The sequence below is a fragment of the Xanthomonas sp. PPL134 genome, assembly GCF_040595915.1.
In the GTDB taxonomy this organism is placed as follows: Bacteria; Pseudomonadota; Gammaproteobacteria; order Xanthomonadales; family Xanthomonadaceae; genus Xanthomonas_A; species Xanthomonas_A indica.
In genome coordinates, this window is sequence record NZ_JAMDLL010000004.1 from 43,520 (window position 1) to 63,901 (window position 20,382).

12 protein-coding genes and 1 tRNA gene are annotated in these 20,382 nt (G+C 64.0%); 10 read left to right on the forward strand and 3 right to left on the reverse strand.

All coding sequences use genetic code 11. The annotated features are described in order from the left end of the window. Positions 1–29: 29 nt before the first annotated feature. From M3U25_RS10110 to M3U25_RS10125, 4 genes are all read left to right on the forward strand, one after another. Positions 30–105, forward strand: a tRNA-Ile gene (locus M3U25_RS10110). 244 nt (positions 106–349) lie between these two features. Further along, positions 350–3,472, forward strand: coding sequence for an SIR2 family protein (locus M3U25_RS10115; RefSeq protein ID WP_355499162.1), 3,123 nt, complete (start codon positions 350–352; stop codon positions 3,470–3,472). A 400-nt stretch (positions 3,473–3,872) separates the two neighbouring features. Next, positions 3,873–4,274, forward strand: coding sequence for a helix-turn-helix transcriptional regulator (locus M3U25_RS10120; RefSeq protein WP_355499159.1), 402 nt, complete (start codon positions 3,873–3,875; stop codon positions 4,272–4,274). Position 4,275: 1 nt separating this feature from the next. Next, positions 4,276–4,671: a HipA N-terminal domain-containing protein gene (locus M3U25_RS10125; protein ID WP_355499156.1), complete on the forward strand. Its 396-nt coding sequence runs from the start codon at positions 4,276–4,278 to the stop codon at positions 4,669–4,671. A 208-nt stretch (positions 4,672–4,879) separates the two neighbouring features. Here M3U25_RS10125 and M3U25_RS10130 read toward each other — a convergent pair whose 3' ends face one another. Together M3U25_RS10130 and M3U25_RS10135 are read right to left on the reverse strand one after the other, a co-directional pair. Next, a complete protein-coding gene (locus M3U25_RS10130; protein WP_355499153.1) occupies positions 4,880–5,296 on the reverse strand; it encodes a hypothetical protein in 417 nt (138 codons plus the stop codon). A gap of 363 nt (positions 5,297–5,659) precedes the next feature. Further along, positions 5,660–6,067 (reverse strand): hypothetical protein, encoded by a 408-nt coding sequence (locus M3U25_RS10135; protein ID WP_355499150.1) that lies wholly within the window; start codon positions 6,065–6,067, stop codon positions 5,660–5,662. Positions 6,068–6,560: 493 nt separating this feature from the next. Between M3U25_RS10135 and M3U25_RS10140 the strand changes: the two genes are divergently transcribed. From M3U25_RS10140 to M3U25_RS10165, 6 genes are all read left to right on the forward strand, one after another. Further along, on the forward strand, positions 6,561–9,953 hold the full coding sequence (locus M3U25_RS10140; protein WP_355499147.1) for a GH92 family glycosyl hydrolase: 3,393 nt from the start codon (positions 6,561–6,563) through the stop codon (positions 9,951–9,953). Between the two features lie 295 nt (positions 9,954–10,248). Further along, positions 10,249–13,350 (forward strand): TonB-dependent receptor, encoded by a 3,102-nt coding sequence (locus tag M3U25_RS10145; RefSeq protein ID WP_355499144.1) that lies wholly within the window; start codon positions 10,249–10,251, stop codon positions 13,348–13,350. A gap of 141 nt (positions 13,351–13,491) precedes the next feature. Beyond that, the gene (locus M3U25_RS10150; protein WP_355499141.1) at positions 13,492–15,936 is read left to right on the forward strand and encodes a GH92 family glycosyl hydrolase; all 2,445 of its coding nucleotides are present in this window, start codon (positions 13,492–13,494) and stop codon (positions 15,934–15,936) included. A 75-nt stretch (positions 15,937–16,011) separates the two neighbouring features. Next, on the forward strand, positions 16,012–17,181 hold the full coding sequence (locus M3U25_RS10155; RefSeq protein WP_355499138.1) for a LacI family DNA-binding transcriptional regulator: 1,170 nt from the start codon (positions 16,012–16,014) through the stop codon (positions 17,179–17,181). A 185-nt stretch (positions 17,182–17,366) separates the two neighbouring features. After that, a complete protein-coding gene (locus M3U25_RS10160; protein ID WP_242160050.1) occupies positions 17,367–17,810 on the forward strand; it encodes a DUF2231 domain-containing protein in 444 nt (147 codons plus the stop codon). Then, positions 17,803–19,107 carry a sorbosone dehydrogenase family protein gene (locus M3U25_RS10165; protein ID WP_355499135.1) on the forward strand — a complete coding sequence of 435 codons (1,305 nt, stop codon included), beginning with the start codon at positions 17,803–17,805 and terminating at the stop codon, positions 19,105–19,107. The genes M3U25_RS10160 and M3U25_RS10165 overlap by 8 nt, the downstream gene beginning before the upstream one ends. A gap of 157 nt (positions 19,108–19,264) precedes the next feature. On the opposite strand, the gene M3U25_RS10170 is transcribed toward M3U25_RS10165, so the two are convergent. Further along, complete coding sequence (locus tag M3U25_RS10170; protein ID WP_355499132.1) at positions 19,265–20,347, reverse strand: macro domain-containing protein; 1,083 nt, start codon at positions 20,345–20,347, stop codon at positions 19,265–19,267. Between the last annotated feature and the right edge of the window lie 35 nt (positions 20,348–20,382).

The following is a 20,382-nucleotide window of genomic DNA, read 5'->3' on the forward strand; positions in this document are numbered from 1 at the left end:
CGCATGGCTTGCCCGCTCCGGACGCTTCCGGGCCTATAGCTCAACGGTTAGAGCAGAGGACTCATAATCCTTTGGTTCCAGGTTCGAATCCTGGTGGGCCCACCAAGAGCGTGCAAAGAAGATTGCATGTTGTGTGCTTTGAGAATAAGCGGACGTTTGAAGTAAGTCTGACGCCCCCGCATTTTCCAGTTTCAACTCCCTTGCCTAGCCTCACGATCTTGACCCAAGGTCTACTCATGCGCTCTATTCAGCTTCTTGAGGACCTAGTTAAGTTTCAATCGTTGACTTGTAACGCCAAGGTGGAAGCGGGTATAACGTCGCTAAATAAACAATGCTTAAAGGGGGGCGCATGGTCAATTCATGGAAGATTCCGCCGTTCACTGTCGATCTCATTGCTAAAGGAGAGGCGATACTTTTTTTGGGCTCGGGTGCATCCTTTGAGTGTCGTACCTCAGGTGGTGTAAAGGCACTCACCGCATCTGGACTAAGAGATGCATTGTGTGACACCTTCCTTGGAGGGCGAGGGAAAACAAAAAGTCTGGCCGCTGTTGGTGATCTAGCCACTTCTGCAGCTGGAATGTTGGACATGCAGAGATTCGTCAAAGACCACTACCAGGCGCTGCGTGCTACTACCTCACATTTGGAAATTCCAAGGTACAGGTGGAAAGCAATTGTAACAACGAACTATGATCTCGCGGTTGAGCAGGCATATGAGCTCGCATCAGCACCAATGCAAAGGCTGGTACCTATAATTAGTGATGATGATGACTTTAAAGGAGCGATTGGGGACGGAGTAGCTTCGGTACCTCTTCTTAAACTTCATGGGTGTGTTACAAGAGCAGCGGACACGCACTTGCCATTAATTTTAAGCAGTACCGAGTACGCTCGGTTCAGAAATAGACGGACGAGGTTGTTTAATTATTTGAAAGATTGGGCTTACGATTATCCTATCGTATTCAGCGGGTATTCTTTGGCGGATGAGAATGTTCGGGATATAATGTTTGACATTTTCGATAACGCTGTTTCGCATAAAAGATTTGTGTATGCGAATCCAGATCTTATTCCCGAAGAGCTCGCGTTGTGGGATTCGCGCAGAGTCGACGCTATTCCCGCGACTTTTGATCAGTTGTTTTCATATCTTCGAACCGAGATACCAGACGCCAAGCTTACTTTGGCGGTTCTCCAGAAAGGGGAGCGTGGATCCCTTTCCAAGTTCATCGCGGGGAAAGGCTCTCCTTCCCCGGATTTGTTTGCTTACTTGGAAAATGAAATAATTCACGTTCATCAAGGAATGCAGTTGAACACAGTTTCGCCAGCCGATTTCTATCGTGGTTCAAGCGAGGGGTTCGGTTGGATTCTAGGAAATCTTGATGTTACGCGGGGAACTACTGAAGAATTGTTAATTGATCTGGTAATTAATGATAGTCAGAGTGACGGTCCTGAGATATTTACATTGTTGGGATATGCAGGAAGCGGAAAAACTATAGCGCTAAAACGATTTGCATGGGAGGCGGCAGTCAACTACGGTAAGCCGACGTTTTACGTTGGCGAAGGTGCTCGTGTCAATTTTGTTTATTTCCATGAAATTTATCAGTTAATAAATGAACCTTTTTACCTGGTGGTAGATTCTGCTTTAGATCATGCTGAAGAACTCGCAGACTTAATTCAGCAGGCGAAGAAGCATCGGGTTCCTGTCAAGGTTGTTTGCTCTGAGAGAACTAATCAATGGAACGTTGAGGGGGCCGATCTGGCACCTTTTGTTACCGGCACTTATGAGGTGCTTGATTTGGTTGAGGCCGAAGTCGGTGAACTTGTACTGAAACTCAAGAAGAGCGGTTGCTTGGGATATATGGCCAGCTTCGCCCTAGAGGAGGCAATTAGTTATCTAAAATCAAAACTAAATAACCAGTTGCTTGTTGCTTTGCACGAAGCAACGTCTGGAAAATCATTCGCGGAAATTGTTACTGATGAATACACTCAAATAGTCCCTGCCGAAGCACAAAGGCTCTATCTCGATATTTGTACTGTGCATCGGGTTGGTGTGCCGGTCCGTGCTGGAACTATATCGAGAGTGAGTGGCATTAGGATGGAAGATTTTCATAGACGGCTTTTCCAGCCTCTGGAGCATGTTGTTCACACACAATACTGGAATTCACTGGGCGATTACGTATACAAAGCTAGGCATCCGAGTATTGCCGATATAGTATTCGATGCGGCGGTTCCAGGTGAAGATGCTCGCAGCGCCCAGCTTGTTAGGATTATTCAATCATTAAATACGGGATATAATACAGATAACGAGGCGGTAACTAAACTAATTAAGGCGAGGCAGCTTGCTCGCGATTTTTCAGATAAGGCTCTTGCCTATGCAGTTTTTCGTGCTGCACGAGATGCCGGTGTTTCTGACGAAGTTGTAGATCAGCATATTGCTCAATTTGAGTTGCTGCACAAAAATGGTGACATAAAGCGTGCTCGCCATTTGATTGACCAGGCAATTGAAACTTCTCGTAACTCAAGGCCTACAAAATCCACTGTTCACGTAAAAGCTGCGATCTTGCGGCGACAGGCAAAAGAGAGCAGGAGTCCGTTAGAGAGAGATAAGCGGAGGCAAGAGGCGGGAGTGCTTTTGGATCGATTGATGTCGGATAAGCGTGATCCTCATCCATTTGTACTTAAGGCCGACCTGCTCATTGATGAACTGGAGGAGCGTTTGGATGACGCATCAGAGAGTTCCGCTAAAATCGTTGCCTCTATATTAAGAGACATTCAGTCGGTTTTATTGCGATGCCGGCAGTCATTCCCTCGCGATGCATTTATGTCAACCGTCGAGTCACGATTGGCGACGACAATGAACGAGCATCCTAAGGCTACTGCGATCCTTGAGAGTGCTCACAAGTCAGATAAGCACACGACCTTTCTTGCAATAAGGTTGGCTGAGCGATATGCATCGGAAGGCAGAAGCGTAGACGCCGAACGTGTCCTGAATGAGACGCTTCGTGCCGCCGGCCCCAACAAGGACGTCCATTTTGCGTTGGCTGAAACGCTTAGGTCAAAGGACGAGGAAGGAAGGGCGGAGGAAATAATTGGCCATTTACGGCGGAGTTTCTCGGAAGGGGACACTAGGTATCAGGCTCAGTTCCTCTATGCTCGACATAACTTCTTATATGGCGATCGTTCTAAAGCGGAGTCGATATTCCGTTCTTTGGAGCGAGCCAAAGTTTCACCTCAGTCCATTGATGTTGCCTCTGAGCCAATTAAAGATAATGGCCAAATAAAGAGGTTTATCGGAATTGTTGGGACGTTGCGTCCATCTTTTGCATTTGTGCGATGCGCTAGTCTTGGTTCTGATATTTATTTACATAAGAAGCAGGTGCTTGGTGATTGGCAAGACATTAGACGTGGGTCTCAGCTAGACTTTGCGATCTTTTTCTCATTTCGGGGACCTGTCGCCAAAGATGCCCAGGTCACGGCCTAATTATTGATAAGGCGCAACAGCCGCTTGGTTCTGAGGTGGCTTTGCCGGGAAAACGGTGGGCTTGAGCGGAAGCGCTTGACGGTGGAGACGGCGCGGTACCGGTCGCGTCGTCGCTACACGTCGGCCCCTTAAACGGAGGTTGCCTCCATACGTGGGGCGTCGACCGTCCCGGTGGGCAATGCGGACCTCCTGCGGCGATTGGCCGCCATAATCACCGCAGAAAGCGCGGTGATTGTGCCAACGAGGCCGAGCCGCCAGGCATCGCGGCCGATGCAGTAGGCCGAGGACATCGCCTATCGGTTCCCAGCAAATTCCACCATTGGCAGGCGCGTTATGCCAACGCGCTTGGCGCGTTCGCCAGCTCAGCCCGCCTCCGCGCCCACTGCACCGCATCTCTGTCGTGAAGCATGTGCTCGATCATTCGGCACCCGGCGTCTGCGCGGGAGGATCGTGCGCTCTTCAGCAATTAACCGAATATCAGCTATTTGAAATTTATTTGTTTTGTAGGTACTTTGCGTTTAGCTGGATGACGGGTACCACCCCAATGTCGACACGCCACGTTCTGGTCACCGCGACGCAACTAGGCGCGACGCTGCAGGCCGCACGCAAGGCCCAGGGACTGACCCAGGCTGCACTGGCCGGCCGTCTCGGCCTGAGCCAGTCGCGGGTTTCCCATCTGGAACTGAACGCTCACGCGTTGAGTGTCGAACAACTCTTGGCCTGGTGCGCGGCGCTGGGGTTGGAGCTGACCATCGGCACCCGCGACGACTCCACCGCCGCCAACGCGCAAGCGGAGTGGTGAGATGGGGCGTCGATCGCACAGCCGCAGCCTCTCCATCTGGACCAATGGCGTGCGCGTGGCGCGCTGGACGCTTCCTGCGCGTGGGGACATGGAACTGCACTACGACACGGACTGGGTTGGTGCCGACATCGGCCGGCCGCTGTCGCTGTCGCTTCCGTTCAACCTGCAGAACCAGCCGCTCAAGGGCGAGAAGGTCTTCAACTACTTCGACAACCTGCTGCCCGACAGCGATGCGATCCGCCGGCGCGTGGCGCAGCGCTTCACGGTGCCATCCACCGATCCGTTCGATCTGCTGAGCGCGGGCGGATCTGCCGCAGGACTTCTCGCCGCGCGTTGCCGACGCCATCCTGGGCGGGCTCGAGCAGGCGGCGCTCGTGCTCGAAGGGATGCCCGCTAGCTAAAGCGGGGCCGTCGTGATCCGCGCAGCAGCGTGGCGCAGGGGTGAAGCCGCGCCGCGAAGCGGCGTCGGCTTGAATGCACTGTTTGCCCGACTATCGGCAAGTTTCAAGGCCAAAACTGTTGGTGCTGCAGCGCGACGCGTTGCCCTTGTCGTCGCGACGCGTCGTGTTGCCGAAGACGTCCGTCGCGCTGCGTACCGCGATGCCCTAATCGCTACGGGTCGTGGTATTGCCGTAGGAGTCTGTGCTGCTGCGCGTCACGCTTCCGTCGTCGCCGCGGCAGGTTTTGTTGCCGTAGGAGTCCGTGGAGCAGCGAATCGTGTTGCCCCGGTCGTCACGGGTCGTGGTATTGCCATAGGAATCTGTGCTGCTGCGCGTCACGCTTCCGTCGTCGCCGCGGCAGGTTTTGTTGCCGTACGAGTCCGAGGAGCAGCGAATCACGTTGCCCTGGTCGTCACGGGTTGTGGTATTGCCATAGGAGTCTGAGCTTGTGCGCGTCACGCTTCCGTCGTCGCCACGGCATGTTTTGTTGCCGTACGAGTCCGTCGAGCAGCGCGTTGTGTCGGCAAGTGCGCTCGACGTTGCCAGCAGCCCAGTCAAAAGTGCGAGTGTGGCCATTTTCATTTGAAACCCCCTGTGTGTGGAGCGATCTGACGCTAGCGATTGTAGCCGTTGATAGATAGTGAAGCAGGTCGCATGCGCCATCGCCTTCATTCGCTTGTTGCCGCATGACGGCCAGGAAAATTTGGCCAGAGTGCACCTGCCGCATCAATCCCATGGTGTGACGTCCAAGACCCATGGAGCGGGAGACGCACTCTGCCATGGCTTCCTGATCACAGCGTGGGCAAGCTTCTGACACGCAACGCACGCCGTCGCAAACCCTCGATAGAAGAAGATGCTCGGCGTAACGGGCCGTTGCGCGGAAGGACGTTGCTGGATCAAGCCGCGCCGCAACGCGGCGTCGGCTTGAATGCAGCGTCAGGCTGCTTACCGGCAAGTCTCAACGCGATAGGCATCGGTCGTGCAGCGCGTCATGTTGCCCTTGCCATCGTTGCACGTCTTGACGCCGAACGCGTCCGTGGTGCAGCGCGTCTGGTTGCCCTGGGTATCGAGGGTGGTGGTCGTGCCGTAGGCGTCTGTCGTGGTGCGCGTCAAGCTTCCGTCGCTGCCCTGGCACGCCTTGGTGCCGTAAGCGTCGGTAGTGCAGCGCGTCTCGTTGCCCTGGTTGTCACGGGTCGTGGTCGTGCCATAGGCGTCTGTCGTAGTGCGCGTCGTGCTTCCGTCGTCGCCGGTGCATGTCTTCACGCCGAACGCGTCGGTTGTGCAGCGTGTCCCGGCGAGTGCGCTCGACGTTACCAGCAGTCCAGCCAAAATTGCGAGTGTGGCCATTTTCATTTGAAACCCCCTGTGTGTGTGGAGCGATCCAGCGCTTGCCAGTGTAGCCGTTGATCGTCAGTCAGGCAGGGCGCTCTATCGCCTTCGATCGCTCCTCGTCGCGTGGCGATTCAGCGTCATGCCTCTTCGTATTCGACCTGAACCAGCGACGCTGGATCGCGTGTCGATCCGCAGGCGAACTGTTGCGCAGCAGCATGCAACTCGTCGAAAGGCGTGTTACTTCTAGCTCGGTTGGATCGATCCAAAGCCGTTGATGCAGCGCATCCTTGGGGGAGACGGCGGGTGGGGATTGCGTGCGACGAGTTTGTTGACGCCTGCTCTTCTGTCCGCATGCATCTGCGGTCGTGAAGCGGTGCTGGATGCCGACTTGAGCGGCGATCCCTCGGGTCGATCCGGTCCACGTTGCGTGCCATCGCTGCGCGCCGTTGCCACCGAAGGTGCGTGACGCCACGCGTCGCGGCAAAGCCGATCGAGAGAGTTTGGGGAGCCTGCCATGCCAATCCGCCCGCGCTTTGCGCATCCGCCTGAGTCTTCGCGCCGGTGGTGGGCGTCCGTCGCTGCGTCGGCGCTGTTGTGCGCGGGCACCGGTGCGGCATGTGCAGCCGATCCCGGCTTCGCGTCTTCGTTCGAGCCGGACGAACCTGCGCCTGCATCGGCCACGCAGTCCGACAAAGCAGGTCTCCAGGTCGCCGTTGGCAGTGGGCCCGAGCAGCCCTACGCGGCCAGGGCTGGCGCGGGTTACACCGGGCTGCATGCGCTGCACTATCGCGCCAATGCGGCCGGGCACGCACAGCTGTTCGCGGTCGATCTGCCAGTGGCGCCGGACACGGTGCTGTCGTGGATGGTGCTGCCGGAGATCGTCGACGGCGACACGGTGGCGTCGACCGGCGCGGCGGTGGATCTGCTGTTCGACGATGGGCGCCGCTTGTCCGAGTTGGGTGTGGAAGACCAGCACGGTGCGCTGGTCAGTGCGGCGGGGCAGGCGGCGTCGAAGACGCTGTATCCGCAGCAGTGGGCGCTCAAGCAGGTGTGGCTGGGCGAGGTTGCAGCGTTGCGCGGCAAGCGCATCCGCGCGATCGAGCTGCAGGTACAGCCGGGCGCCGGCAAGGTGGCGTCGGGCTGGATCGACGATGTCGCGGTGCGCCGTGAACCTGCGCCGCAGGCGGCGCGGCGGCCCAGCGATGAGGTGGTGACCACGCGCGGGACGCAGTCCAACGGCACGTTCTCGCGCGGCAACAATATTCCGGCCACGGCGATGCCGCACGGCTTCAATTTCTGGGTGCCGGCGACCGATGCGGCGACGCTGAGCTGGCTGTACCGCTGGAACGAGCAGAACGGCGACGACAACCGGCCGCGGCTGCAGGCGCTGTCGATCAGCCACGAACCCAGCCCGTGGATGGGCGATCGCCAGACCTTCCAGGTGATGCCCTCGTCCACGCGCGGGGTGCCGGAGGCGGACCGCGCCAAGCGCGCGTTGTCCTTCAGTCATGACCACGAGGAGGCGCGCCCGCATCTGTACCGGGTGGATTTCGACAACGGTATTCGCGCCGAGTTGACGCCGAGCGAGCGGGCCGCGATCTTCCGCTTCCGCTTCCCCGAGGGCGGCGATGCCAATCTGCTGTTCGACAATGTCGACGCGCGCGGTGGGCTGACCCTGGATGCGGCGACGCAGACGCTGCGCGGTTACTCGGATACGCGCAGCGGCCTGTCCAATGGCGCCACGCGGCTGTTCGTGTATGCGCGCTTCGACCGCCCGTGGACCGCCAGCGGCAGGATCGCCACGGGCCGGCCGACCGGTTACGTGAAGTTCGCGCCGGGCGCGGACCGCACGGTGGTGATGCGGATCGCCACCTCGCTGATCTCGGTGGAACAGGCGCAGCGCAATCTGCAGCAGGAGATCGGCGACGCCGGCTTCGAGGTGGTGCAGTCGCGTGCGCAGGATGCGTGGGACGCGCTGCTGGGCCGGGTGCAGGTGCAAGGCGCCAGCCATGACCAGCGGGTCACGGTGTACTCCAATCTGTACCGGCTGTTCCTGTATCCCAACATCGCCCACGAGAACGTCGGCGATGCGGCGCATCCGGATTGGCGGCATGCCGACCAGAACAGTTGGTCCAAGGACAACGCCCGTGGCGATGCCGAACGCACCGCGGCGCCGATCCTGCCGGGCAAGGTCTACGTCAACAACGGCTTCTGGGACACCTTCCGTACCAGTTGGCCGGCGTATGCGCTGTTCGCGCCCGAGCAGGCCGGGGCGATGATCGATGGCTTCCTGCAGCAGTACCGCGACGGCGGCTGGGTGGCGCGCTGGTCCTCGCCGGGCTATGCGGACCTGATGGTCGGCACCAGTTCCGACGTGGCCTTCGCCGATGCCTGGCTGAAGGGCGTGCGCGGGTTCGATGCGCACGAGGCCTACACGGCGGCGCTGCGCAATGCCACGGTGGTGCCACCGGTGTCGAATGTCGGCCGCAAGGGCCTGGCCCGCTCGATGTACCGCGGCTATGTCGCCAACGACGTGCACGAAGGACTGTCGTGGACGCTGGAAGGCGCACTCAACGACTTCGGCCTGGCGCAGATGGCGCAGGCGCTGGCGGACCAGGAAAAAGAGCCGCAGCAGGCGCAGCACTACCGCGAGGAAGCCGAGTACTTCCGGGCGCGCGCCACCGATTACGTGTTCCTGTTCGACCCGGCCACCAGCTTCTTTCGCGGGCGCACGCCGGCCGGCCAGTGGAGCACCCCTGCGTCCAAGTTCGACCCGCGCGTGTGGGGCGGCGACTACACCGAGGCCAATGCCTGGACCTTCGCCTTCACCACGCCGCACGACGCGACCGGCTTGGCGGGGCTGCTGGGCGGCGAGGACGCCATGGCCGCGCGCTTGGACGAACTCTTCGACACGCCGGAGACCGCGGACAAACGCTTTGCCGGCAGCTACCGCGGCGTCATCCACGAGATGACCGAGGCGCGCGACGTGCGCATGGGCATGTACGCGCACAGCAATCAGCCCTCGCACCATCTGCCGTGGATGTACGTGGCGGCGCGGCAACCGTGGAAGACCCAGCGTCTCACCCGCGAGGTGCTGCGTCGGTTGTACCTGGGCAGCGAGATCGGCCAGGGCTATCCGGGCGACGAGGACAACGGCGAAATGTCGGCGTGGTACCTGTTCGCCATGCTCGGACTGTATCCGCTGCGGATGGGCGCGCCGGAATACGTGATCGGCTCGCCGGCGTTCCCGCGCGCCGAGGTCGATCTCGGCAACGGCCGCACGCTGGTGGTGATCGCGCGCAACAACAGTGCGCGCAATGTGTACGTGCAGTCGCTCACGCTAGACGGCAAGCCGTGGACCAAGGCCTGGCTGCGCCACCAGGACATCGCCGACGGTGCCACGCTGGAGTTCGTGATGGGGGCGACACCTTCGCGCTGGGGCAGTGGTACCGATGCGCTGCCGCCGTCGCTGACGCCGCCGGGCGCCGCGCCGCGCGGGCTGGACGATGTGGCGTCTCAGGCCGTGGCGGTGTCGCTGCAAGGACAGCCCAAGGCCGCGGCCTTGATCGACGACGATGCGACGACGGCGCTGCCGCTGCCGGCCGGTGCCAGCGTCGATCTGCGCTTCGCGACGCCACAGCGCCCCACGCACTACACGCTGACCAGTGGCGACGCCGCCTCGTCTGGCCTGGCGTGGACGCTGGAAGGGCGCAACGGCGACGGCGCGTGGACCACGCTGGACCAGCGGCACGAACAGCGCTTTGCCTGGGCGCGGCAATTGCGGCCGTTCCGCATCGCCAAGCCCGGCGCCTACAGCGCTTACCGGCTGCGCCTGGACGCGGGCGAACCCGTTTCGCTGGCCGAGATCGAACTGCTGCAGCCAGTGACACGGAAGGCCGTGCCGTGAGGTGGTCGCAACGCAGCGCGTGCGCAGCGCTGCGCGCACGCGGTGGTCGGCACCCCATGCGCTAGACCTGTTGCGCGGCAGCATGCGTTGCAGGGAAGGCTGTGGTACTTACGTCTTCCACTGCATTAGAACGATCCAATTCAGTTTGTGCAGGACAGAGGGGGAAGAACCGCAAGACCGGCTCGCCGCAACGGCGCCGGATGTTTTCGTGTCACATCGCGCGGAGTTCTTGCCCGATCGTTGGATCGATGGAAACCCGCCGCAGCCGATCAATCTTTGGGAGAGGATGATTGAAATGAACTGCATGCCATCCGCACGCAATCGCAGCACGCTGTCCGCCGGTATCGCCGTCGCCTTGTTCGCCAGCGCCGCCTCCACCACCGCGTTCGCCCAGCAGGCCGACGGCACGCCGCCCCCCGCGGGTCAGGCCGAGGTACAGGCCACCGACCTGGACGCGGTAACGGTCACCGGCTACCGCTACGCGATCGAGAAGAGCCTGGAGCAGAAACGCAACGCCAACGCCGTGGTCGACGTGATCACCGCCGAGGACGTGGGCAAGTTCCCCGACAAGAACGTGGCCGATGCGCTGCAGCGCGTGCCCGGCGTGGTCATCAGCCGCGATGGTGGCGAAGGCAAGAACGTCAGCGTGCGCGGCCTGTCCTCGGAGCTGGTGCTGACCGAATTGAACGGCAACTACATCGCCACCGCCGAGTCCAACGGCGACCCGACGCGCTCGTTCAATTACACGCTGCTGCCGTCCAACCTGTTGGGCAGCGCGGAGCTGTACAAGACGCCGGAAGCGCGCATCGACGAAGGCGGCATCGGCGGCACGGTGATCCTGCAGACGCGGCGTCCGCTGGAGTTGGAGCCCAATTCGGGCTTCCTTTCAGCCGAGGGTGTGTGGTCGGATACCAGCAAGAAGACCGACGGCCAGTTCTCCGGCTCGTACTCGTGGCACGACCAGGACAACCGCTTCGGCGTGTTCGTCGGCTACACGCAGCAGAAGCGTACGGCGCGCACGCTCAACGCCAGTACCGAGAATTGGCAGTGGTACGGCGCTAACGAGGTCGGCCCGGCGGTCGACGTCAACGGCAGGCCGTCCGACTTCAAGGGCGACTGGTGGGGCGGCACCGGCTTCTGGGACCAGAACGGCCAGTACTACACCGGCTTCATGATGCCGACCGCGGTCAGCCTGGACGTCAAGCAGGAGGAGCGCGAACGCAAGGGCGGCCAGCTGACCTTCCAGTTCAAGCCCACCGACGACCTGACCCTGACCGCGAACTACTTCCGCTTCGACCTGTCGCAGAACTCGCAGACCAACACCGTCAAGATTCCCGAGTGGAACATCGCCCGCTATTATCGCGACGGCAACTGGCGCGGTGGGCGCTTGCTCGACGGGCTGCAGTTCGATCCCAGCGGCACCATCGTCACTGGCGCCGCCTACAGCCTGCATCCAGGCAAGACCTATTACTGCAACGAGATTCAGGCCGTCGCAGCCGACCTGCCGAAGGACGGCTGGGGCTCGGACGATTGCACGGTGCCCACGCCACAGATCACCGGCAGCTACAACATCGAGAAGTCGCTGTCGCAGACGGTGGACCTGGGCGGCGAATGGCGTGGCGAGAAGGTGGACGTGTCGTTCAAGGCCGGCCGCACTTGGGCCAAGGGCGGGCCGGAACTGCAGTTCTCGCTGCCGATCAAGCCGCGCCGCCAGAACGCCGACGGCAGCTGGAGCAATGGCAATTTCGCCAGTGCCTGGGACCTGACCGGCACGCCGTCCATGACCTTCTCGCCGGAACTGATGCAGAACCTGCGCGACGGCATCCTGCAGGTCGACCTGGGCTCGACCGGCTCGTCCTGGACCCGCAACACCAACCAGCAGCAATACGCGCAGATCGACACCACTTGGCACATGGACGGCGAGTTCTTCGATTCGCTGCAGTTCGGCCTCAAGCGCCGCGATGGCGGCATCCACCGCAACACCGGCAACAACTACTGGGTGTGCCCCGGCACCGACCCCAGCGACTACAACAACCGCTACTGGAACGGACGCTGCAACGCGCTGGCCACGCAGTTCTCGCCGGATCTGCTGTTCCCGCTGGACAACCTGGCCGGTGGAGTCAGGTCCAGCGCGTTCCCGGCGATCAACTTCCCGGGCTACATCGGCTACTTGAACAACACCTATGGCGCGATGCAGACGCGCAACGAAGACAACTTCGTCTACAACGTCGACGAGAAGATCTACTCGACCTACCTGCAGCTCAACTTCCACACCGAGCGCCTGCGCGGCAATGTCGGCGTGCGGGTGGCGCGGACCGGCCAGCATGCCGATTCCACCGACAAGGTGACTGCCTACAACGATTATTTCTTCGACGGCGCCGACGGCAACCCGCTGGCCTGCCAGCAGGGCGCGGCCATGCCCGCCGGCGCGCCGGCCGATACCTACTGCGGCACCGAGGGCTACTGGCGCCTGTCCGACACCGAGCAGCGCAGCGAGTCGTTCGTGGTCAGCGCGCTGGACCGCAACTACACGGACGTGCTGCCCAGCTTCAACCTGGCCTACGACCTGACCGAGAACCTGCTGCTGCGCGCCGCGGCGTCGAAGGTGATTGCACGGCCCAGCTACAACGCCATCGCTGCACCCGGCAGCCTGGAGTACTACAGCCCGGAATACGTGGCCGACCGGCGCCTGACCGGCGGCGCCAGCGAGCAGGGCTGGTACGGCTCGGGCAGCAACAAGAAACTGGAGCCGTACAAGGCCAACCAGTTCGACCTGGGACTGGAGTGGTACTTCCAGCCGGGCTCGGTGGCGGGCGTGGGGCTGTTCCGCAAGAACGTCGAGAATTTCTCGGTCGACGTGATCAGCGACGTGAACATGCTGATCAACGGCCAGACGGTGACCGTGCAGAACTACAGCACCAAGGCCGGCGGCCAGGATGCGGTGTCGCAGGGCGTGGAACTGTACGCGCAGCACACGCTGCCGTCCGGCCTCGGCGTGCAGTTCAACTACACCTACAACGATGCCAGCAAGGCAGCGGTGCGGCTGGAGGACGGCACCGAGGTCGGCAAGACCTCCATGCCCGGCAGCGCCGAGAACCAGACCAACCTCACCGTGTTCTACGAGACCGACCGCCTGCTGCTGCGCGCCTCGTACAACCGCCGCGGCGAGCTGGTGCAGGGCCTGGTCAACGGCCTGAACGTGTACGAGGAGCCGTACTACCAGATCGATCTGAACGCGGCGTACAACATCACCCCGGCGCTGAGCCTCACCGCGTCGGTGCTGAACCTGACCAAGCAGGAGTCGCGCCAGCACCTGGGCGACGACACCCGGGCCCGCTTCTACACCGGCGGCTACGCTGGGCGGCTGGCGTACCTGGGGCTGACCTACAAGTTCTAAGCTGCAACGTGTCGTGCCCATGCCTGCCGCGCGGCGGACGGCATGGGCGCGAGGGGGCCCGGCGACGGTCGGGCCGCTGCCTTCGCCGTCCACGATCGCGCCGTCGCGCCTGTCGCGGTCGTTTACCACAGGACCCATCGCATGACGTCTTTCCCGCTGCCTTCCCTGCTGCGCACACTCGCCCTGTCCTTGCTGCTGGTGACGCCGGCGCTGGCTGCCGCGCCGCGGCTCAGTGCCGAGGTCAACACCTTCATCGGCAGCAAGGACGACGGCAACACCTTCCCCGGCGCGTCCGCCCCGTTCGGGATGATCCAGGTCAGCCCGATCGGCGCGCACTACGCCGGCTGGCGCTACGACGATCCGCAGATCCGCGGCTTCGGCCATTCCTTCCTGTCCGGCGCCGGCTGCTGGGAACAGGGCGGGCAGGTCTCGGTGCTGCCGGTGACCGGGCGCATCGGTCCCGGCGGTGATTTCGATACGGGCGATCCGAAGGCGTTCGACCACACCCGCTACGGTGCGCGCTACCAGCACGACGGCGAGCGCGGCCAGGCCGGCTACTACAAGGTGCGGCTGACCGATTACGGCGGCATCGACGCCGAGGCCACCGCGCTGACCCGCGCCGCGGCCGAACGCTATACGTTCTCCACCTCCGGCGACGGCCATGTGCTGGTCAACATCGGCCAGGCCAACGCCCGCCACACGGTCACCGGCAGCACCCTGACCGTGGTCGGCGACCGCGTGGTGGAAGGCAAGCTGGTGACGCAGAGCTTCTGCGGCGGCCACCAGTACACCACCTGGTTCCGCCTGGAGTTCGATCGTCCGTTCAAGGCCTTCGGTACCTGGGGCGAGGCCGGCGGCGTGCCGGGATCGCGCCACGGCATGGAGGGCGAGGGCAAGCCGAGCGGCGCGTGGCTCACCTTCGACCTGGGCAAGGGCCGCTCAATCACTGCCATCTCGGCGATCTCGCACGTGGATGCCGAGGGCGCGCGCAACAACCTGCGCCGCGAGGGCATGGCCAACGGCCGCCTGCTCGGCTTCGACGCCATGCGTACCCGTGCGCAGCAGGTGTGGGACAAGGAACTGGCCAGCGTGCGCGTGCACGGCGGCAGCGGCGACGACCGCGTGGTGTTCTATACCGCGCTGTACCACGCGCTGCTGCAGCCACTCACCGGCAGCGACGCCGATGGCCGCTACCGCGGCTACGACGACGGCATCCACCACGCCGATGGCTGGACCTACCACGAGTTCTTCTCGCTGTGGGACACCTACCGTTCGCAGAACCAGCTGCTGGCGCTGTTGCGGCCGCAGCGTGCCGCCGACATCGCGCGCTCGATCCTGGCGATCAATGCACAAGGCGGCTGGCTGCCACGCTGGGGCTATGCCAACTTCGAGAGCAATGTGATGACCGGCGATCCGGTCACGCCGTTCCTGGTCGACCTGTGGCGCTTCGGCGCGCTGCAGGGGCGCGAGGCCGAGGCCTACGCCGCGCTGCGCCGCAACGCCTTCGAGATGCCGCCGTTGAACTCGCGGCATGCCGGGCGCTCCGGCAATGCCAACTACCTGGCGCAGGGGTTCGTGGAGTACGACCGCGCGTTCCCGTCCAAGGGCATGGATGTCGACCCGCACCATGGCGGCTCGGCGACGCTGGAGTACGCACTGGCCGATTGTTCGCTGTCGGCCATGGCCGGCGCGCTGGGCCATGCCGAGGACGCGGCGGTGCTGAACCGGCGCGGGCGCAACTGGCGTTCGATCTGGGATCCGTCGGTGCGCGACACGGACACCGGCTTCACCGGTTTCCCGCGGCCGCGCACCGAAGACGGGGCGTGGTACACGCCGTCGGATGGCCATTACGATCCGCGCTCGCAGCATGGCTTCCACGAAGGCACGGCCTGGCAGTACCAGTGGTTGGCACAGCAGGATGTGCCGGGCCTGGTGGAGGCGATGCACGGACCCGAGCAGACGGGGCGACGCCTGGACGCGTTCTTCGCCTACGACGCGCTGCTGGCCGACCCAGCCGGCGCCGCGCGCAAGGAGTGGGTGGTGGGGCCGTACAGCTACTACAGCCAGTTCCGCTACAACCCCAACAACGAGCCCGACCTGCATGCGCCGTGGATGTACACGCTGATCGGCCAGCCGTGGAAGACCAGCACTGTGCTGCATGCGGCGCAGACGCTGTTCACCAACGCGCCCAACGGCGTCACCGGCAACGACGACCTGGGCACGATGTCGGCGTGGTACCTGTTCAGCGTCATGGGGTTGTATCCGGCGGTGCCGGGCACCGGGCAGTTCCTGCTGTACGCGCCGCGCTTCTCGCGCGTCGACCTGGACGTGGCGCCAGGTCGCACGCTGCGCATCGAGGCGCCGCAGGCCGGCGACGGCAAGCTGCGCTATGTCGGGGGCGTGTCGCTGGATGGCCGCGCACACGCGCCGGTGTGGCTGGATTGGGCGCAGTTGCGCCAGGGCGGCCGCCTGCGCTTCGACCTGCGCGATGCGCCGCAGCCGCAGGGGTGGGGCACGCAGCCGCAGGACCTGCCCGTGTCGCCGTGCGCGGCGCCGAACACCACCGCCAGCCTGCGCTGGCACTGAGTCCGTGCCGTCTCGCGGCAGGGGCGCGCAGCCGATGGTTTAGGCTGGGCGCCTCGTCCGAAAGGAATCGATCCGATGCGCCAGAAGCGTCCATCTCGAACCGCATCCGCAGGCGGTGCCAAGGCCGCCAAGACCGCCTCGCGCAAGGCGGCACCGGGCACGACGAAGCAGGCCGCCAAGGCCAAGAAGACCGCGCCGGCCGCCGCCGCGCGCGATCGCCAGCGGGTGGTGACCGTCACCGACATCGCCGATGCGGTCGGGGTCTCGCGCGCCACCGTGTCGCTGGTGCTGCGCGGCAGCCCGCTGGTGCATGCCGACACCCGCGCGCGGGTGGAGGCGGAGCTGAAGCGGCAACGCTACGTCTACAACCGTGGCGCCGCGAATCTGCGCCGGCGCACCTCGACCTGCGTGGCCCTGGTCATCAACGACCTGGCCAATCCATTCTTCGCCGAGTTCGCCGCCGGGGTGGACGAGGCGCTGGGCGAGCAGGGCTACGTGACCCTGCTCGGCAGCACCGGCGAATCGCCCGCGCGGCAGCAGGCCGTGTTGGGCTCGCTGATGGAACACACCCCGGCCGGCGTGATCCTGTCGCCGGCCGAGGGCAGCGACGCTGCGGAACTGCACACCGTGCTGGGTGCAAGCGCGAACGTGCTGCTGTTCAACCGCGAACTCGCCGGCGCCGACGACTGGAGTTTCCTCGGCCTGGACAATCAGCGCGGTGCGCAACTGGCCACCGAGCACCTGATCGCGCTCGGCCACCGCCGCATCGCCTTCTACGGCGGCCATGCCGACTCCAGTTCCTGCCGGCAGCGTCGCGCCGGCCACGCGCAGGCGATGCGGCAGGCCAAGCTGCCGGTCGACCCGGCCTGGTTGATCGAGTCGGCGCCCAATCGCCTGGAAGCGGCGGCGCGCCATGGCGAATTGTTCGCCAATGAGGCGCCGCCCACTGCGGCGGTCTGCTACAACGACACCGTCGCGCTCGGGCTGATGCTCGGCCTGCTCGCGCGCGGCATCCGCCCCGGCCGGGACTTCGCGATCACCGGTTTCGACGACATCCCCGAGGCCGCGGTGAGCACGCCCGCGCTGACCACGCTCGCCGCGCAGCCGCGCGCCCGCGGCCGCCAGGCGGCGCAGTTGGTGCTGGAGCGGTTGGACGCGGCCGTGCCGCCGCGCAGGACGATCGTGCCGGTGAGCCTGTCGGTGCGCGAGAGCAGCGGAGCGCCGGTCGCGCCCGCGCGCACCTAGCGCTGCGAACGCGGCTGCGGCCGCGGCAACGATGTGGGATGGCGCGCCGGCGCGCGCAGTGCCATCGCGACGCCCTCTAGACAGGGGCGGGCAGATAGTGGGTCTCACCCTCACAGCGGCACGTTCCGCGGGTTCGTGGTGAGCGAGCGCTTCGCCCCCTTTTCCCTTTCGTCGAGAGCCGTCTCATGCCTCTGCAGACTGCACCGCGCCGTTCCGTGGTGGCCAACGCCTTCTACGGCCTGCTCAATCCCATCCCGTTCGGCTGCTTCGTCGCCGCATTGATCTTCGACATCGTCTACGTCCGCAGCGGGGTGATCCTGTGGACCAAGGCGGCGGCCTGGCTGATCGCGATCGGGCTGGTCATCGCCATCGTGCCGCGCCTGATCAACCTGGTGCAGGTCTGGATCACCGCGCGGCGCTCCACGCTGCCGGTGGAACGGCTCGACTTCTGGCTGAACCTGCTCGCCATCGTCGCCGCCATCTTCAATTCCTTCGTGCACAGCCGCGACGCGTATGCGGTGGTCCCGGCCGGTCTCTGGCTCTCGATCGCCACGGTCGCGCTGTTGGCGATCGGGCATGTGCTCATCGCCATCCGCACCACGCCACGCGAGGGCTACGCCCATGGCTAAGCGCCTGTGCCTGTCCGTCTTCGCGCTGAGCGGCGCGGTGGCCTTGGCCGCCTGCAGCGGCAAGGCTTCGCTCGAGCCGACCCAGCAGGCGGGCAACGCGCCGCCCCTGCCGCAGCCGCGCAACTTCCTGCTGCCGCCGATGCAGGTTCCCGAGGGGGTGGGCTGGAAGGAGGGGCAGGCGCCCACGGTGGCGGCGGGCCTGAAGATCGAGAAGATCGCCAGTGGCCTGAAACACCCGCGCCAGCTGTACGTGCTGCCCAACGACGACGTGCTGGTGGTGGAAGCCAATTCGCCGGGCATGGAACCTGTCACCACGCCCAAGCAACTGATCGCGGGACTGGTCCAGAGCCGCTCCGGCAAGAGCGCCAAGGGCGGCAACCGCATCACCCTGCTGCGCAGGACCGCGGACGGCCGGTGGGAGCAGCATGCGTTCCTGAAGGGGCTGCACTCGCCGTTCGGGGTGCAGCTGATCGGCGATGCGCTGTATGTCGCCAATACCGACAACATCATGAAGTTCCCCTACGTCGCGGGCCAGACCGAGATCACCGCGCCCGGCACGCTGTTCGCCGATCTCCCCGGCACGATCGAGCACCATTGGACCAAGGCACTGCTGGCCAGCCCCGACGGACGCAAGCTGTACGTCGGCGTGGGCTCCAACAGCAACATCGGCGAGAACGGGCTGGACGTGGAATACCGCCGCGCGGCCGTCCTGGAAGTGGACGTGGCCTCGGCCAGCAGCCGCATCTTCGCCTCGGGCATTCGCAATCCGACCGGACTGCAGTGGGAACCGCGCACCGGCAAGCTGTGGGCGATCGCCAACGAGCGCGACGAGATCGGCGCCGATCTGGTACCCGATTACCTGACCTCGGTGCAGGACGGCGGCTTCTACGGCTGGCCGTACAGCTACTACGGACAGAACGTGGATGTGCGGGTCAAGGATCAGCGCCCGGACCTGGTGGCCAAGGCGATCAAGCCGGACTGCGCGCTGGGCTCGCATGTGGCTGCGCTCGGCCTGTGGTTCTCCCGTGGCGATACGCTGCCCGCGAAGTACCGCGAAGGTGCGTTCGTGGCCGAGCACGGCAGCTGGAACCGCTCGCCGCTCAGCGGCTACCAGGTGGTGTACGTGCCGTTCCAGCAGGGCCGACCGGTCGGCCCACCGCAGACCGTGGTCAGCGGCTTCCACTCGCAGGACGAGTCGCAGCTGTTCGGTGCCCCGGTCGGCCTGGCGCAGGACAAGGACGGCGCGCTGCTGATCGCCGACGATGTGGGCAACAGCGTCTGGCGCGTGCGTTTCTGACCAATCGCGTGACGCCGCGCACCTGCACGTGAGCGGTGGCGCCTGCACGCGATGCAGCGGTCTGCAGGGGCGCCGGCCATGACGCCGTGCCGCGGTGTCACATTGCGGAGGTTCGTGCTGCAACACCGCTTGGTGGCGCGCCATCGCAGCGCCACGCTCAGCGCAAGCGGATCCAATCTGCCGCCAGCAGCGTGTCGATCGCCGCTGCCGCCGCGCGCTGGGCTTCTTCCGATTCTCCAATCGCCTGTGCGTCACGCAAGTGCGCAAGGAGTTGCTGCGCGTCGTGCAGCTGTCCGGGATGTGCCGCCTGGAGATGGCGCGTGGCCTGGAACACCGTCATGAGCTCCTCGGCCTGGTCGGTGTTCCTGATCCGGGCGAACAGGTTCACGGCCTTGGCGATTTCCGCTTCGTAGGATGCATATGTTTTGGCGAACCGGGCATGCTCCCTGTCGTACTGGGGCGAGGCGCGCAGCGCCATGGTGCGTCCCTGCGGCTGCTCGTGCAGCCAGTTGCGGTTGGCCAAGTCGGTCAGGATGGACCGGACATCGCCCTGGCGCGGTCCGCGGCCGGCATTGCCGAACGCTAGCCCGGTCGGCACGCCCAGTTCGGTCATGGCCCAGCAGAGCTTCTGGAACAGCGTACGCCCGAGCGGCCGCGCCTCCGGCCGGGCCTGCAGCCGCCGCAGCACTTCCATGATCGCGATCCAGCCTGGCTGGGGCGCGACCCGCGTGCCGGTGCTTTCGGCCGACCCATACGCCGGCTGCGACAGGAAGGCGGGCTCGAGCTGCGCCAGCGGCGTGCCGTAGGGCGCATAGACCTCGATGTCGACCGATAGGTGCGCGAGTCTGCGGTAGATCAGCGGACCCACCTCGCCCCAGGCCAGGCCGCCGTTGCCGCACCCCAGCGGCGGCAGGGCAAGACTGCGCACGTCCCATTCGCGCAGACGCGCGGCGAGGTAGTCCAGCCCTGCCGCGATGTCCTCGAGCCGCGACGGCGCGCGCCAATGGCGCTTGGTCGGGAAATTGAGAATGCGGATGCCGCTGGCATCCTGATAGAGGTACGGTTCGCCGATACGCACGCGGCCCTCCCGGCAGCGCGCCGCGTAGTCTTCGAACATGGCCGGGTAGCGCCGCTTGAATTCCTGCGCGATGCCCTTGCCCATGATGCCGGCGCAATTGACCGCATTCGCGTAGACCTGGGCGTGGCTGGCGAACAGGTCGCCGATACGTGCCTTGAACATGCTGCGATCCGTCGATGGAGAAATCCCCGAGCCAG